Origin of the sequence: Aromatoleum bremense, assembly GCF_017894365.1 — a bacterium.
In the GTDB taxonomy this organism is placed as follows: Bacteria; Pseudomonadota; Gammaproteobacteria; order Burkholderiales; family Rhodocyclaceae; genus Aromatoleum; species Aromatoleum bremense.
Map to the genome: position 1 here is coordinate 914,347 of NZ_CP059467.1, position 15,427 is coordinate 929,773.

The following is a 15,427-nucleotide window of genomic DNA, read 5'->3' on the forward strand; positions in this document are numbered from 1 at the left end:
CGGGCACCGCCGGAGCCGTCGATGAGCATTTCGCGCCACCAGGCCGTCGGGGCGTACCGTCGCTGGGAGCCGCCTGCCTTCGGCGGCGAGCCCGAGGCTGACGCGCCGCGCGCCGCCGACCCCGCCCCCCCGCCGCCTGCGCCGCCGCAACCCGAACCCGCGCCCCGGCCCGAACCCGATCTGCCGCCGGACCCCGAACCGCCGGTCCGCCTGCCGACCGCCGCCGACATCGAGTCGATGTTCGAGGACGCGCGCCGCGACGGACACGAGGCCGGCTACCGCGAAGGCGCCGAACAGGCGCAGCAGGAAGCGATGCGGATCGCCGCGCTCGCCGACGCCCTCGACGAGGCGCTCGCCCGCCTCGATCGCGACGTCGCCGAGGAGCTCGTCGGGCTGGCGATGGAAGTGGCGCGGCGCATGGTCCGGAACGCGCTCGCGGAGCAGCCGGAGGCAGTCATCGAGACGGTGCGCATGGCATTGAACCAGTTGCCGCAGGCGCAGGCCCGCATCCACCTGCATCCCGACGATGTCGCGCTGGTGCGCGCCTACCTCGCCGAGCAGTCCGGGCACGGCCACCCGACGCTGATCGACGACGACGCGATCAGCCGCGGCGGCTGCCTCGTGCAGACCGCCGGCAGCCAGCTCGACGCGACGCTCGAAACCCGCTGGCGGCGCGTCCTCGAAACCCTCGGCCGCCCGGACACCGGCTGGCAGGAGTGCGGACGGTAATGCGTCACGCCGACGCGTGGAGCGCCTACCTGGCCGAGCACCGCGACCTGGCGGCGTCGGCAGCGCCGTTCGAAGTGTCCGGCCGCCTGACCCGCATCAACGGGCTCGTCATGGAAGCGTCCGGCCTCAAGCTGCCGCTGGGCGCCGACTGCCGCATCGTCGCGAGCGGCGGCGGCACTGTCGAGGCCGAAGTGGTCGGCTTCAACGGCGACCGGCTCTACCTGATGCCGACCGACGACGTGTTCGGGCTCGCGCCCGGCGCGCCGGTGCTGCCGCTCGAAGTCCACCCGTCGCGCCCGGCGCTCGGGACCACGTCGCCGCCGCGCCGGCGCACGTCCGACCGCGCCAAGCACCTGCCAGTCGGCGAGAAGCTGCTCGGGCGGGTGCTCGACGGCGCCGGCCGCCCGCTCGACGGGCTCGGCCCGCTCGGCACGACGGACGCCCGCTCCCTGCAGAGCCGCCCATTCAACCCGCTGACGCGCGCGCCGATCGACACCCCGCTCGACGTCGGCATCCGCGCAATCAACGCGCTGCTGACGGTCGGCCGCGGGCAGCGCCTCGGCCTCTTCGCCGGCTCCGGCGTCGGCAAGTCGGTGCTGATCGGCATGATGGCGCGCTACACCTCGGCCGACGTCATCGTCGTCGGGCTGATCGGCGAGCGGGGGCGCGAAGTCAAGGAGTTCATCGAGCACAACCTCGGCGCCGAAGGCCGCGCGCGCTCCGTCGTCGTCGCCGCGCCCGCCGACACCAGCCCGCTGATGCGGCTGCAGGGCGCCGCGTACGCGACGACGATCGCCGAATATTTCCGCGACCAGGGCAGGCAGGTGCTGCTGGTCATGGACTCGCTGACACGCTACGCGATGGCGCAGCGCGAGATCGCCTTGGCGATCGGCGAACCGCCTGTCACGCGCGGCTACCCGCCAAGCGTGTTCGCACGCCTGCCGGCGCTCGTCGAGCGGGCCGGCAACGGGCTCGAAGGCAGCGGCTCGATCACCGCGTTCTACACCGTGCTCGCCGAAGGCGACGACCAGCAGGACCCGATCGCCGATTCGGCGCGCGCGATTCTCGACGGCCACTTCGTGCTGTCGCGCTCGCTCGCCGACCAGGGCCACTACCCGGCGATCGACATCGAACAGTCGATCTCGCGTGCGATGCACGGGCTCGTCACGCCTGAACATTTCGACCTCGTGCGGCGCTTCAAGCAGATGTTCTCGCGCTACCAGCGTGCGCGCGACCTGATCGCGGTCGGCGCCTACCAGGCCGGCTCGGACCCGATGCTCGACCGCGCGGTGGCGATCTACCCGAAACTCGAAAGCTTCCTGCAGCAGCGCATCGACGAACAGGAAACCTGGACGCAGGCGACCGCGAATCTGCGCACTTTGTTCTCCGGCGGGTGACAAGTGGCACGGTTGCGCGCGCCTCCAGGCCGTAGAATGGCGACCCCTCTTCAACCCCGGCCGGGCATGCAAACCCCATTCGCGGCGCCTGATCCGCGTCGCAAACCAATCCGATGAGCCAACCTTTTCCGCTGCAGCCTCTGCTGGACCTCACGCAAAACCGCATGGACGACGCGGCGCGCCGGCTCGGCGAGCTGGTCGCCAGCGAGCAGGAAGGCAGCCGCAAGCTCGAGCTGCTGCAGAACTATCGCGCCGAGTATGAATCGCGCTTCCAGGAAACCGCGCGCAACGGCATCAGCCCCGACGCGTGGCGCAACTACAGTGCGTTCATCGGCCGCATCGACGAGGCGATCGCGCTGCAGACGGCGAATGTCGCCAACGCGCACCGTCAGACCGCCGCCGGCCAGCACGCGTGGATGGCGCAGCGAAACAAGGTCAAGGCTTTCGGCACGCTGCAGAAACGCCACGAAACCGATGAGGCCCGCAAAGCCGCGCGCCAGGACCAACGCCAGTCCGACGAGCACGCGGCGAAGCGTTTTCGCGACCGCGACCAGGACGAGACCGCCGGTATTTGAGCCGCGGTGGCACAAGGCTTGCTGAATCCCGACCAATCGCCCCCATTCACCACGTCCCATTCGCCACGTCCCATTCGCCACGTCCCCATTCGCCGCGGAAGAGAACCCGACATGCCGGATCCCCTGTTGAACAAGCTGCTCCTGACGCGCGCACCTGCTGCCGCGGCAAATTCCGGCCGGCCCTCCCCCGCTGCGGGCGCCTCCGGGAGCACGTTCGGCGACAGCTTTTCGAACGCGCTCGAACGGCGGATGAGTGCGGCCGAGCGCGAGCCTGCAGGCACACGACCCGTCGCCACCGGACGTTCGCCCCAGCGCCCGGAAGCACCGCCACCCCGGGACCGGAGCCGGGACCAGGGCCGGGAACTCCGCCGGGAGGAGGATGCGGCGACCGCGGACCGGGCGCAGGAGGTTCCGCACGGCATCGGCCGCGACGCGCCCGCCGAAGCCGCGAGTGCCACATCCGGCGACGACAGCAAAGCAGGCTGCGAGGATCGGGCGAGCGCTGCGGATGTCCAGCAGCCGGCCTCGTCGCTCGCGCCCGCAGCCGAAAGCATCGTCACAGGCGAAAGCATTGTCACAGGCGAAAGCGCAGCCCCGCCGGCCGACGCAGCACTCACGGCAAGCTTTGCCGGGCTCGTGCCCGGTCCTGCCGCCGTGACCGCCGGGGTTGCCGCCGGGGTTGCCGCCGCGGCCGGCGACAAGGCCGTTTCGGCGCCCGTGCTGCAGGACGGCACCGAACGCGGCTCTGCAGCGCCGCTGCTTGAAAAACTGATTGCCGAAGCCACCGCCGCGACGGGCGAGGCGCATGCCGGAGCCGGCGAGCGCCTCAAAGTTGCCGGCCGATCCCCGCAAGGAGATGCGAATCCCGGTTTGGCCGCTGTACTGCCGGGGCGCGTCGAAGTGCAACTTCCCGACCCTGCCGGAGCAATTCCCGGCCCACCGGCCGACGCGCCCGCCACCGGTGGCCCCGCCACCGGTGTGCCCGGCGCCGGCTTCAACGCGGCCGTGCGCAGCGAACCCGTGTCGCAGCTGCCGGTACACACGCCCGCCGGCCAGCAGCGCGCGTGGGCCGAGGAGATCGGAAATCGCGTGGTGTGGCTCGTCGGACGCAACGAGTCGAAGGCCGAGCTCGTCCTCACACCGCCGCAGATGGGCAAACTCGAAGTCTCCATTCACGTCAGCGGCGACCAGACAGTCGCCCATTTCGTCGCCGCGACGTCCGCGGCACGCGACGCCCTCGAACAGGCGATGCCGCGCCTGCGCGAGATGATGCAGCAGGCCGGCATCAGCCTCGGCGAGACCAGCGTCGGCACGTCGGGCGGGCAGCAAGCCGGCCAGGAAAGCTCGTCCGGGCGCCACGCGCGAGGCCCTGCATCCGGCACCGCGTCCGGCGCAGGGGAGACCGGTGCGACGGCGCCGATATCCGTCGACTGGTCGCGCGTCGGCACGGGAAGGGTCGATACCTTTGCTTGAATCGTCTGAATTGCGGGCGCTGTACCCCACTTTTCGGCCCTTCGCGGGACGTCCGCCGCGCACATACTCTCAATTGTCGACACTGGAGAAATGATTCATGGCCAAGGCTCCCCCTGCCGCCCCGGCAGATGCAGCAGCAGAACCTGCACAGGTGCGCAGACGACCGAAGAAGCTCGTGATCATTGTCGTTGTGCTGGCCGTGATCCTCCTCTTGCTGGCTGCAGGAGTCGTCGGCCTGCTGATGCTGAAGAAAAATAACGCCGGGGCTGACGAACACGCCGAGGAGCACGTCGCCGCCCCGGTCTTCGACCTGAGCAAGCCGCCGACTTTCATCGCGCTCGAACCGTTCACCGTCAACCTTTCCCCCGAAGAGGGCGAGCGCTATCTCCAGGTCGTGCTGGCGTTGCGGATCGCGGACGCGAAAACCGGCGAAAGCCTGAAGGGCTTCATGCCCTCGATACGGCACGAGATCAACCTGTTGCTCACCGGCAAGCTGCCGTCCGAACTTTCGACACCCGAAGGTCGCGAAGCGCTTGCCGACGAGATCGTCGAACGCACCAACAGCACGCTCGGCGCCCCGCCGTCCAAAGGCGGCCGCGGGAACGGACCGGCCGGCCCGATTCAGGCTGTGCTCTTCGACTCGTTCATCATCCAGTAGGAGAAACGGCGGCGATGTCTTCCGATTTTCTGTCCCAGGATGAAGTCGACGCCCTGCTGAAAGGCGTCGCCGGGGAACCGGAGGAACTCGAAGAGGATACCGTCGAGCCGGGAGGCGTGCGACCGTACAACCTCGCGACGCAGGAACGCATCGTCCGCGGGCGCATGCCGACGATGGAGCTGATCCACGAGCGCTTCGCCCGCTACCTGCGCATCGGGTTGTTCAACTACATGCACCGCAACGCCGAAGTCTCGGTCGGGCCGGTGAAGGTGCAGAAATACGGCGAATTCGTCCGCAACCTCGTCGTGCCGACGAACCTCAACCTGGTGCTGGCGAAACCGCTGCGCGGCACCGGACTTGTGGTGTTCGACCCGAACCTGGTGTTCCTCGTCGTCGACAACATGTTCGGCGGCGACGGCCGCTTCCATTCGCGCGTCGAAGGGCGCGATTTCACGCCGACCGAGCAGCGCATCATCCAGGGCATGCTCGGCGTCGTGTTCGCCGAATACTCGCGCGCGTGGGCACCGGTGTTCAAGCTCGAGATGGAATACGTGCGCTCGGAGATGAACTCCCAGTTCGCGAACATCGCGACGCCGTCCGAGATCGTCATCTCGGCGAGCTTCTCGCTGGAGTTCGGCGGCTCGCAGGCGGACATGCACGTGTGCTTCCCGTACTCGATGGTCGAACCGATTCGCGACCTGCTGTACTCGACGATGCAGAGCGACCACCTGACCCAGGACAACCGCTGGATCAAACTGCTGACACGGCAGCTGCAGGCGGCCGACGTCGAACTCGTCTGCAACCTCGGCAACGCGCGAATCTCGCTGCGCGACATCGTCAACATGCGCGTCGGCGACGTGATCCCGATCGAGATCCCGGAACACGTGCACGGCGAGGTCGACGGCACGCCGATCCTCGCACTGAGCTACGGCCGGCAGGGCGCCAAGTACGCCGTGAAGGTCGAACGCTTCCTCGCCAGCGACAATGCCGACAACCCACCACCCGGAGGCCACCATGGCTGAGAACGACAACGATGGCCAAATTACCGAGGACGACTGGGCCGCGGCGATGATGGAGCAGTCCGCGACGGAAAACGGCGCGGACGCCGAAGCGCGGCGCGTGGCCGCCGACCTCGCGGCCGCAGCGGCGGCTGACTCGCCCTACCAGGCAAAGCCGGCCAGCCACCTGTTCCCCGATTTCGGCGCACCCGGCCCGCGCTCCGGCGCGCTCAACGATTTCGACATGATCCTCGACATTCCGGTCCAGCTGACCGTCGAACTCGGGCGCACGAAGATCTCGATCCGCAACCTGCTGCAGCTCGCGCACGGGTCGGTCGTCGAGCTCGACGGCCTCGCCGGGGAACCGATGGACGTGCTGGTCAACGGCACGCTGATCGCCCAGGGCGAAGTCGTCGTCGTCAACGACAAGTTCGGCATCCGCCTGACGGACATCATCACGCCGGCCGAACGGATGCGGAAAATCCGCGGCTGACGGCAGCGGCAAAACGCACTCGCATCACGACCCTGCGCCCGGCCGTTTCGCCCGGCGGCGCCTCAGCCACGGGCGCAGGCGAAGCGCCGAATAATCACCTTTTTGCCCGTCTTATCGCAGGCTGGCGGCGACGCGGCGGCGCTTAAAGTTCATCCATCCGCACAGCCGTCGAGCAGGTCGTGAACGCACGCAGCATCCTTCCCCTTTTCCTGTCGACCGCCGCCCCTGCGCTGCGCGCCGCCGACGCGAGCCCCGACTTTGCCGGCAGCCTCGGACAGACCCTCTTCGGGCTGGCGATCGTCATCGGGCTGCTGCTCGCCAGCCTGTGGCTGCTCAAGCGCCTGTCGGCACCGCGGGGTGCCGCGGCCGGCCTGAAGGTGCTCGGCGCGGTTGCGGTGGGACCGCGCGAACGCGTCGTCCTGGTCGAGATCGCGGGGCAGGTGCTGGTGCTCGGCGTGACGGCGTCGAACGTTCGCACGCTGCATACCGTCGCGGCCGCCGACCTCGCCGACGCAGCGCTTGCCGAGCCGCCGGCGCAGGCCGCCGGCGACTTTCCGGGCTGGCTCCGGCGGGCGATGGAGCGCCGCAACGATGCGCGCTGAGCGCCCGATGTTCGCCCGCGCCCTCTCCCGTGCCCTCGCCGCGCTGCTGCTGCTCGCGCCGCTGTCCGCCGCGGCGCAGGGCCTGCCCGCGATCACCGGCACGCCCGCCCCGGGCGGCGGCACGACCTACAGCCTGAGCGTGCAGACGCTGCTGCTGCTGACTTCACTGAGCTTCCTGCCCGCGGTCGTGCTGATGATGACGAGCTTCACGCGCATCATCATCGTGTTTGCGCTGCTGCGCACCGCGATGGGAACGCAGACCTCGCCGCCGAACCAGGTGCTGCTCGGCCTCGCGCTGTTCCTGACTTTCTTCGTCATGTCGCCGGTCGTCGAGCGCGTCTATGCCGACGCCTACCTGCCGATGTCGCAGGGCACGATCGGCTTCGACCAGGCACTGGAGCGCGGCACGGTGCCGGTCAAGGCGTTCATGCTGAAACAGGTGCGCGAGCCCGACCTCGCGCTGTTCGCCCGGCTGTCGAAGACCCCGCCGGTCGAAAAGGCCGAGGACCTGCCGATGCGCGTCGTCGTGCCGGCCTTCGTCACGTCGGAACTCAAGACCGCGTTCCAGATCGGCTTCGTCGTCTTCATTCCGTTCCTGATCATCGACATGGTCGTCGCCTCGGTGCTGATGTCGATGGGCATGATGATGATGTCGCCGGTGATCGTGTCGCTGCCGTTCAAGATCATGCTGTTCGTGCTGGTCGACGGCTGGACGCTGCTGATCGGCTCGCTGGTCCAGAGTTTCGCTCCCTAACCCCCAAAGGCAAGCCATGACCCCGGGCATCGTCGTCGATATCGGCCGCCAGGCCGTCGAAATCACGCTGCTGATGGCGGCGCCGCTGTTTCTCGCCGCGCTGGTCACCGGCCTCATCGTCAGCGTCTTCCAGGCTGCGACGCAGATCAACGAAATGACGCTGACCTTCGTACCGAAGCTCGTCGCCGTGTTTGCGACGATGGTCGTGGCCGGGCACTGGATGATCGCGCTGATCACCGATTTCACCCGCCGCCTGTTCGAATCGATCCCGACGCTGATCGGCTGAACCCATCGCGCAACACTCGCGGCGACGATGATCAGCCTGACTTCCGCCCAGCTCGATGCGTGGATCGCGGCGCTGATGTTCCCGCTCGCGCGCCTGCTCGGGCTGGTGTCGGCGGCGCCGCTGTTCGGCAACCGCATGGTGCCGGTGCGGGTCCGCCTGGCCGTCGGCCTGGCGATCGCGATGGCTGTGCTGCCGGCGCTGCCGCCGATGCCCCCCGTGCCGGGAGGCTCCATGGAGCAGCTGGCGATATTCGCGCAGCAGGCGTTCATCGGCATCGCGATGGGTTTCGTGATGCGGCTGGTGTTCGCGGCGGTCGACGTCGCCGGCGAGATGATCGGCCTGCAGATGGGCCTGTCGTTCGCCGTGTTCTTCAGCCCACAGACCGGCGGGCAGACCTCGGTGATCGCCGAATTCCTCGGCCTGGTCGCGCTGCTGGTGTTCGTCGCGCTCGACGGCCACCTGATGCTGGTCCAGGGGCTCGTCGCGAGCTTCGAGTGGCTGCCGGTCGGGGCGGTGCCGGGTGCGGAGGGCTGGCTGCTGATCGTGCGCTACGCCGCGGTGATGTTCGCGTCCGGCCTGATGATGGCGCTGCCGATGGTCGCGGCGCTGTTGATCACGAACACCGCGCTCGGCGTGCTGACGCGCGCCGCACCGCAGCTCAACCTGTTCGCCGTCGGCTTCCCGGTCACGCTGTCGGTCGGATTCCTGGTGCTGCTGCTGAGCCTCGACACGCTCGCGCCGGTGCTGCAGAGCCTTTTCGAACGCGGCTTCGGGGCGATCGATGAATTGTTCCGCGCGTTCGGCTGAACGGCCGGCGCCGCTACATCCCCGGCCAGATGTGCGAGCGCACGAGACGCACTTCGCCGACCGCGATGCGCTGGGCGAACGGCCAGCTCGATTCGACGCTCTCCTCGAAGCGCACCACCTCGAACCCGGCAAACCCTCCGGCGTCCGCGAACCGCTGCGCAGCGCGAGCGAACACCTGCCGCGCTTCGCCTTCGCCGCCGGTGACGAGCGACTTCATGCGCAGGTCGAAGCGCACGCGCTCGGCGTCGAGCCGCACGATGCCCAGGTCCCACGCGGGCGACTGCGGGTCGTGGGGCAGATACGCGACCGGAGGCGGCGTGGGGTAATCGGCGTCGTTCAGGCGCGGCGCCGCGGCGCTTTCCCCCGCTGCGCCCGCGCCGGCATAACGCGGCAGCGGCAACGCGAGGCAGCCGCCGGCGAGCGGGAAAATCAGGCACAGCGCAACACGGCGGACCGTCACTGTCGCTCAGCGCAGCAGATCGAACAGCGACAAACCGGTCGTGCGGACATACGACTGCTGCGCAGCCTCGAGGATCGCCTGCTGCTTCGAGAAACGCGAGATCGCCTCCGCATAGTCGAGGTCCTGCAGCCGCGACAGCGTCTCGGCATATTGCACATCCTGCGTCGCCGACATGTCCGCGAGCGCGTCGAGTTCGACCATCCGCGAGCCGACCGACGAGCGGATCGTGTTCACCTTGTCGAGCGCGGCATCCATGCCGCCGATCGCGCTCTCGACAACCGCGGCAACACCCTCCGCCGGCGGATTGCGCAACCCGTCGATGAACCCGGAGATCGAAGCGAACATTCGGGATTCGCCATTCTCGTCGACCATGAACACATCGCTGCCCGGCACCCCGACCGGCATCGTCCGCGACTCGGCGACCTGTATGCCGCGCACCCCGGCATCGCCGGTGTAGGCGATCCCGTCGAGGTCGCCGGAAAACGGCGCCTGCCCCGACTGGTAACCGGCAAAGCGGTATTCGCCGGTGCCGTCCTTGCTGTTCGCGATACCGACCAGCGCGTTGAACTGCGCCTCGATATCGACCGCGATCGCCTCGTGCTCGGTCGGCGACAGCGCCGCGTTGCCGGCCTGGATCGCCCGCGTGCGGATGTAGGTGAGGATGTCGCCGATGCTGCCGAGGCTGCTTTCAAGCGACGCGAGGGCGTCGTTCGCATAGCCCTGGTTCGTCTGGAACTGCTCGTTGATGCTTCGGGTCTGTGAAACTTCGAGCGCGCGCGCCGCCGCGATCGGATCGTCCGACGGCGCCAGCACGCGCTTGCCGGTCGAGAGCTGCTGCTGGGTATGCAGCAAATCCGCGCTTTGTCGCAGCATCGCGTCGCGGCCGGAGTCGAAGATCATGCTGGTGGAGATTCTCATGGTGTCACCCCGGCTCAGCGCGCGATCGAGAGGATTTCGTCGAACAGCGTGCCCGCGACCGACATCACGCGCGCCGCCGCCTGGTAGGACTGCTGGTAACGGATCAGATTGGCCGCCTCTTCGTCGAGATTGACGCCGGAAAGCGCTTCCTGCGCGGCAGTCGCCTGATCGAGCTGCGCTTCTTGGGCCTTCAAGCCGATCTGGACTTCGCGCGCCTTGTTGCCGACCGAGCTGACCAATTGTGAATACGCCGAACCGATGGCCGCCTTACCGGACCCGACCGCTACAACCGACTTGTCTGTCTGCAGCGCCGCCAGTGCCAGCGCATTCCGGTTGTCCGAAGGGCCGACGGGCCCGGGGTCTGAAGCGTCGGCGGCAGCGGCAACGGCCTGCGGATCGGACACCGCGATCCGGATCCCGGCGGCGGCCCCGGCCGCCGTCGTGCCGATCGAGAAAAAGTCCCCCCCCAACTGGCCGTTCAGCGCGAGGCCGCTGCGGTGCTGCTCGTTGAAGCGCGTCGCGAAATCGAAAGCGATCTGGTCGAGTTGGCCGCGCGTAGTGTCCAGCACCTCGCTGCGGAACTTCAGCAGTCCGCCGAGTTGCCCGCCGGTAAACAGCGAATCCGGCAGCGGCACCGCGCCGCCGCCGGCCGTCCTGAGCTCGATCGTGCCGTGCAGCGGGTCGGACGGATCGGGCTTGACGGCGAGCTCCGAAGCGGTGGCGCCGACAACGAGCGCCTGGCCGCTGCCGACGAACACGCTGAGCGAGCCGTCCCGCTCGGTCACCGTGCTGACCTTCACGAGCTTGTTGAGCTCGGCGACGAGAGTGTCGCGCTGGTCGAGCAGATCGTTGGCCTGGACGGAGGGCCCGGCGACCTGCACCGTGCCGATCTGCTGGTTCATTTCGGCGATCTGGCGCGCGTACGTGTCGATCGACTCGACCGCGCTGGCGATCTGACCTTCGGTGAGGCTGCTGATCTCGTCGAGGCGGGCATCGAGGCCGTTGAAGCGCGATGCGAGCGATTCGGCCTTGGAAATCAGCGCCTGGCGCCCCGGGATGCTCGCCGGGTTGGTGGCGACGTCCTGCACGCCCTTGAAGAAATCGGACAGCGCCGGCGCGAGGCCCGCCGACGGATCGGCGAGCAGGTTGTCGAGCTGCCCGAGTTGCGCGTCATATGCGGAAAGCTCTTCCTTGCGCGCCGACGCACTGAGCACCTGCTGGCCGAGGAACTGGTCGTACTGGCGACGCACGGCGTCGACCCTCGAGCCCTGACCGAAGAAACCCGCGCCGCTGAACTGGGGATCGTTCGTCGTGATGATCGCCGTCTGCCGGTGGTACCCGGGCGTGTTGGCGTTAGTGATGTTGTGACTGGTCGTCAACAGGTTCGCTTGCGAACTGTTGATGCCTGTCAGGCCAATGCTGAGGAGTCCGGCCATGCTCGTTTCCTTTTTCCTGCTGCGCTCGATGCATCTCTAAGCAAGACTTTTGCCAGACTGCGCGGCCGCCGGGATTCAGCCGGCGAGCGCTGTGCGCAGCGTGTTGCCGCCGATGATCCGCGTCAGCTTGTCGGCATACATCGGGTCGGTCGCGTAGCCGGCGTGCTGCAGGCTGCGGGCGAACCTGGCGGCGTCGGTCTGGCCCAGCACTTCGGCGTAGCGCGGACTGTTGCGCAGCAGGTTGGCGTAGTCGCGGAAGGCGTCGGCGTAGGAGCCGTAGGCGCGAAAGCGCGCGTTTTCGGTGTACGCCCGGCCGTTTGCATACTCGGTGACCGGCACTTCGACGACCGCACCCTGCCAGTCCGGTCCGGCCTTGATGTTGAACAGGTTGAAGCTCGGCGTGCCGTCGGCACGGAGCAGTTCGCCCCGCCCCCAGCCGGTTTCGAGCGCCGCCTGCGCGACCATGAAATGCGCCGGGATGCCGGTGGTGCGGCTCGCGCTGCCGGCGTGCGGCCACACGCGGTCGACGAACTCGCGGGCGCCGTTCGGCACGTTGCGCGCACCGGGTGCGGCAAGAGCCTGCGCCGCCCTGGGTGGGGTGGGCAACTCGGCGGGCACGTCGCCTGCTGAGGGCGGGCCGGCGTCGGCGACGCCAGGCGCGGCGGCGTTTGCCGGCGAGTGGGCGCGTGCGGCAAAGATTGCCGTGCGCGGCGGCACGGGCGGCGCGCCCGCGGCGGCAGCGTCGTGCGTCGCTGCCGGTTTTTCCAGCGCTTCACCGCCCAGCTGGCGAAAGATCACGTCGGCAAGCCCCGTGCCGCGGCCCTGGGCCATGTTCATCGCCGTCTGCTGGTCCTGCATCGCCTGGAAAAGCCGCGTCTGGTCGCTGTCGAGCATCCCTTCGGACGGCACCGCGTCGCGCATCGACTTCAACACCATCTGCAGGAACAGCGCCTCGAACTGCTTCGCCGTCGCGCGCAGCGCCGCCGGCGAGTCGCCGTCGCGCGACAGGCGCTTCAGGTCGGCGAGCGCGTTCGGGTCGATGGCGTTGATCTGCGCGGGGACGGTCATCCTCAGATCACCTCGAGTTCGGCGCGCAGCGATCCCGCCGCCTTCATCGCCTGCAGGATGCTGACGAGGTCCATCGGCGTCGCGCCGAGCGCATTGAGCGCCTTGACGACGTCGGCGAGGTTCGCGCTGGCGCGCACGTTGTGCAGGCTGCCCTGATCCTGCTGGATGTCGACCGAGCCGCGCTGCGTGATGACGGTTTCGCCGCGCGAGAACGGCTGCGGCTGGCTGACCGCGGTATCCACGCCGACCGTCACCGTGAGGTTGCCATGGGCCACCGCGACGTTCTGCAGCGTCACGCCCTGGTTCATGACGACCGAGCCGGTGCGCGAATTGACGATGACCTTCGCCGCCTGCTGCACCGGGGTGACATCGAGGTTCTCGAGCTTGCCGAGGAAGCCGACGCGATCCGAGACATCAAGCGGCGCGCGCACCTGGATGCTGCGCCCGTCGAGCGCCTGCGCGGTGCCGGCGGAGGTTGCGAGGTTGATCGCATCGACGACGCGCCGCGCGGTGCCGAAGTCGTTGTCGTTGAGTTCGAACAGCACGAATTCGCCCTGTCCGAGCATCGTCGGCACCGCGCGTTCGACGGTGGCGCCGCCCGGCACGCGGCCCGCCGACAGGTGGTTGATCGTCTGCGACGAGCCGGCCGCCGACGCGCCGGCGCCGCCGACCAGCATGTTGCCCTGCGCCATCGCATAGACCTGGCCATCGGCCCCTTTCAAGGGCGTCATCACCAGCGTGCCGCCACGCAGGCTCTTCGCGTTGCCGACCGACGAAACCGTGATGTCGAGTTGCTGGCCCGGACGCGCGAACGGCGGCAGGCTCGCGGTCACCATCACCGCGGCGACGTTCTTGAGCTGCAGGTTCGTGCCGGGCGGCAGCGTGACGCCCATGTTGCCGAGCATGTTGATGATGCTCTGCACCGTGAAAGGCGTCTGCGTCGTCTGGTCGCCGCTGCCGTCGAGGCCGACGACGAGGCCGTAGCCGACGAGCTGGTTGTCGCGCACGCCGGCGACCGACGCGAGATCCTTCAGCCGCTCCGCGCCCGCCCCGCCGCAGCCGAGCATCAGCCCGAGCGCGCAGGCAGCGGCGCGAAAGAGCTTGCCCGGAGTCTTCTGCGCGTCATTGCGAAACATCATTCACTCCCCGATCAGCAGCGGCCAGTCAGAACGGCAGCACGATGTTGAAGAAGCGCTGCATCCACCCCATCGTGTTCGCCTCGTCGATATAGCCGCTGCCCTTGTATTCGATCCGCGCATCGGCGACCTGCGTCGACTGCACGGTGTTGGCGGCAGTCACCGTGGTCGGGTTGACGACGCCGGAAAAGCGGATGAACTCGTTCCCCTGGTTGATCGCGACCTGTTTTTCGCCCGACACCAGCAGGTTGCCGTTCGGATACACCTCGATGACGGTGACGGTGATCGTGCCGTTGAACTGGTTGTTCGCCTTCGACGCGCCTTCGCCGGAGAACTCGGACTCGACGCCCGCTTCGACATTCATCCCCGCGAGCCCGGCGAAAGGCACACGCGACGCCGCCGTGATGCCGCCTTTGACGTCCGAGTCGCGCGTCGCGCTGCTGTTCGCGGCCTTCTGCGCGGCGTTGCGTTCGACGAGGTTGATCGTCAGCGTGTCGCCGACGAGCCGCGCTCGCCTGTCCTCGAACAGCGGCCTCGCCTGCCCCGGCTGGAAGATCGCGCCGGTTACCGGAACGCTCTGCGCCCGCCCTTCCGGCCGCGCGGTCATCGGCTGATGCACGGCCGTCGGCGGCGTGGAATAGATCGACGCGCAGCCGGGCAGCAGCGCGGCAACGAGTGCCGGAAGGACAGCCCGCCCCGCCTTCGTCGCGCGAGCGCTCACAGCTGCGTCAGCCTGCCGAGCATCTGGTCGGAAGTCTGGATCGCGCGCGAATTGAGTTCGTAGGCGCGCTGCGTCGCGATCATGCTGACGAGCTCCTCGGCGACGTTGACGTTCGAGGTTTCGACATACTGCTGATTGATGACGCCGGCGCCGTTCGTGCCCGGCGCATTCGGCGTCGCGACGCCGCTCGATGCAGTCTCACGGAACAGGTTCTCGCCGGCGCTCGCGAGCCCGCCCGGGTTGACGAAAGTCGCGAGCTGGATGTTGCCGACGACCGTAGGCGCCGCCTGTCCGGCCTGCAGCACGCTGACCGTGCCGTCCTTGCCGATCGTCACCGACTGCGCGTCGTTCGGGATGATGATCGCCGGTTCGAGCGGATAGCCGCTGGCGGTGACCATCTGTCCCTGCGCGTCGAGCTGGAACGCGCCGTCGCGCGTGTAGCCCGACGTGCCGTCGGGCAGCGTCACCTGGAAGAAACCGGCGCCCTGCACCCCCATGTCCATCGCATTGCCGGTCTGCTGCAGGTTGCCCTGGGTGTGGATGCGCTCGGTCGCGACCGGACGCACGCCGGTGCCCAGCTGCAGGCCGCTGCCGATCTGGTTCTGCTGCGTGTTCTGCGCGCCGGGCTGGCGGATCGTCTGGTACAGCAGATCCTCGAAGATCGCGCGCGAGCGCTTGAAGCCGTTCGTCGAGACATTCGCGAGGTTGTTCGAGATCACGTCCAGCTGCGTCTGCTGGGCCTCGAGGCCCGTCCGGGCGATCCACAATGAACGAATCATGATGCTGGCTCCCTTTCCTGGGCAGGCAGGCGATCTGCCTGCAAGTGTCGTGGCCAGTCTAGGCGGCGGCCGGCCGCTTCAATCGCCGGAACACCCGCCCAAAAGGCCCGTTAATTCCGTCGCCGGACGACGCCGCC

At 68.5% G+C, this 15,427-nt stretch carries 18 protein-coding genes; 11 read left to right on the plus strand and 7 right to left on the minus strand.

What is annotated here, in order from left to right; translation table 11 throughout:
* The first annotated feature begins 21 nt into the window (after positions 1-21).
* The 11 genes from pbN1_RS04270 (at position 22) to fliR (ending at position 8,772) form a co-directional block, all read left to right on the plus strand.
* On the plus strand, positions 22-729 hold the full coding sequence (locus pbN1_RS04270) for a FliH/SctL family protein (protein WP_210147652.1): 708 nt from the start codon (positions 22-24) through the stop codon (positions 727-729).
* Positions 729-2,126: a flagellar protein export ATPase FliI gene (gene fliI, locus pbN1_RS04275; protein ID WP_169203947.1), complete on the plus strand. Its 1,398-nt coding sequence runs from the start codon at positions 729-731 to the stop codon at positions 2,124-2,126. The genes pbN1_RS04270 and fliI overlap by 1 nt, the downstream gene beginning before the upstream one ends.
* A gap of 113 nt (positions 2,127-2,239) precedes the next feature.
* Positions 2,240-2,701, plus strand: a complete 462-nt coding sequence (gene fliJ / locus pbN1_RS04280; RefSeq protein ID WP_169203946.1) for a flagellar export protein FliJ — start codon at positions 2,240-2,242, stop codon at positions 2,699-2,701.
* A 126-nt stretch (positions 2,702-2,827) separates the two neighbouring features.
* A complete protein-coding gene (locus pbN1_RS04285) occupies positions 2,828-4,174 on the plus strand; it encodes a flagellar hook-length control protein FliK (RefSeq protein WP_169203945.1) in 1,347 nt (448 codons plus the stop codon).
* Positions 4,175-4,271: 97 nt separating this feature from the next.
* Positions 4,272-4,832 carry a flagellar basal body-associated FliL family protein gene (locus pbN1_RS04290; protein WP_169203944.1) on the plus strand — a complete coding sequence of 187 codons (561 nt, stop codon included), beginning with the start codon at positions 4,272-4,274 and terminating at the stop codon, positions 4,830-4,832.
* Positions 4,833-4,846: 14 nt separating this feature from the next.
* Positions 4,847-5,854, plus strand: a complete 1,008-nt coding sequence (gene fliM / locus pbN1_RS04295) for a flagellar motor switch protein FliM (protein ID WP_169203943.1) — start codon at positions 4,847-4,849, stop codon at positions 5,852-5,854.
* Positions 5,847-6,323, plus strand: a complete 477-nt coding sequence (gene fliN, locus pbN1_RS04300) for a flagellar motor switch protein FliN (protein ID WP_169203942.1) — start codon at positions 5,847-5,849, stop codon at positions 6,321-6,323. Before fliM ends, fliN begins: the two co-directional genes overlap by 8 nt.
* A gap of 179 nt (positions 6,324-6,502) precedes the next feature.
* A complete protein-coding gene (gene fliO / locus pbN1_RS04305) occupies positions 6,503-6,925 on the plus strand; it encodes a flagellar biosynthetic protein FliO (RefSeq protein WP_342343974.1) in 423 nt (140 codons plus the stop codon).
* A complete protein-coding gene (gene fliP, locus pbN1_RS04310) occupies positions 6,915-7,679 on the plus strand; it encodes a flagellar type III secretion system pore protein FliP (protein WP_169119984.1) in 765 nt (254 codons plus the stop codon). The genes fliO and fliP overlap by 11 nt, the downstream gene beginning before the upstream one ends.
* Positions 7,680-7,695: 16 nt before the next feature.
* The gene (fliQ, locus tag pbN1_RS04315; protein WP_053422432.1) at positions 7,696-7,965 is read left to right on the plus strand and encodes a flagellar biosynthesis protein FliQ; all 270 of its coding nucleotides are present in this window, start codon (positions 7,696-7,698) and stop codon (positions 7,963-7,965) included.
* A 27-nt stretch (positions 7,966-7,992) separates the two neighbouring features.
* Positions 7,993-8,772 carry a flagellar biosynthetic protein FliR gene (gene fliR / locus pbN1_RS04320; protein WP_169203941.1) on the plus strand — a complete coding sequence of 260 codons (780 nt, stop codon included), beginning with the start codon at positions 7,993-7,995 and terminating at the stop codon, positions 8,770-8,772.
* Positions 8,773-8,785: 13 nt separating this feature from the next.
* Here fliR and pbN1_RS04325 read toward each other — a convergent pair whose 3' ends face one another.
* The 7 genes from pbN1_RS04325 to flgG all read right to left on the minus strand — a co-directional run bounded on the left by pbN1_RS04325 (position 8,786) and on the right by flgG (position 15,290).
* Positions 8,786-9,232, minus strand: a complete 447-nt coding sequence (locus tag pbN1_RS04325; protein WP_169203940.1) for a hypothetical protein — start codon at positions 9,230-9,232, stop codon at positions 8,786-8,788.
* A 6-nt stretch (positions 9,233-9,238) separates the two neighbouring features.
* Positions 9,239-10,150, minus strand: a complete 912-nt coding sequence (flgL, locus tag pbN1_RS04330; RefSeq protein ID WP_169203939.1) for a flagellar hook-associated protein FlgL — start codon at positions 10,148-10,150, stop codon at positions 9,239-9,241.
* A 14-nt stretch (positions 10,151-10,164) separates the two neighbouring features.
* A complete protein-coding gene (flgK, locus tag pbN1_RS04335; RefSeq protein ID WP_169203938.1) occupies positions 10,165-11,586 on the minus strand; it encodes a flagellar hook-associated protein FlgK in 1,422 nt (473 codons plus the stop codon).
* A gap of 75 nt (positions 11,587-11,661) precedes the next feature.
* Positions 11,662-12,654 (minus strand): flagellar assembly peptidoglycan hydrolase FlgJ, encoded by a 993-nt coding sequence (flgJ, locus tag pbN1_RS04340; protein ID WP_169203937.1) that lies wholly within the window; start codon positions 12,652-12,654, stop codon positions 11,662-11,664.
* Positions 12,655-12,656: 2 nt separating this feature from the next.
* On the minus strand, positions 12,657-13,721 hold the full coding sequence (locus pbN1_RS04345) for a flagellar basal body P-ring protein FlgI (RefSeq protein WP_169203950.1): 1,065 nt from the start codon (positions 13,719-13,721) through the stop codon (positions 12,657-12,659).
* A gap of 97 nt (positions 13,722-13,818) precedes the next feature.
* Positions 13,819-14,511, minus strand: coding sequence for a flagellar basal body L-ring protein FlgH (locus tag pbN1_RS04350; RefSeq protein WP_244857161.1), 693 nt, complete (start codon positions 14,509-14,511; stop codon positions 13,819-13,821).
* Positions 14,508-15,290: a flagellar basal-body rod protein FlgG gene (gene flgG / locus pbN1_RS04355; protein WP_169119993.1), complete on the minus strand. Its 783-nt coding sequence runs from the start codon at positions 15,288-15,290 to the stop codon at positions 14,508-14,510. Before flgG ends, pbN1_RS04350 begins: the two co-directional genes overlap by 4 nt.
* Positions 15,291-15,427 lie beyond the last annotated feature (137 nt).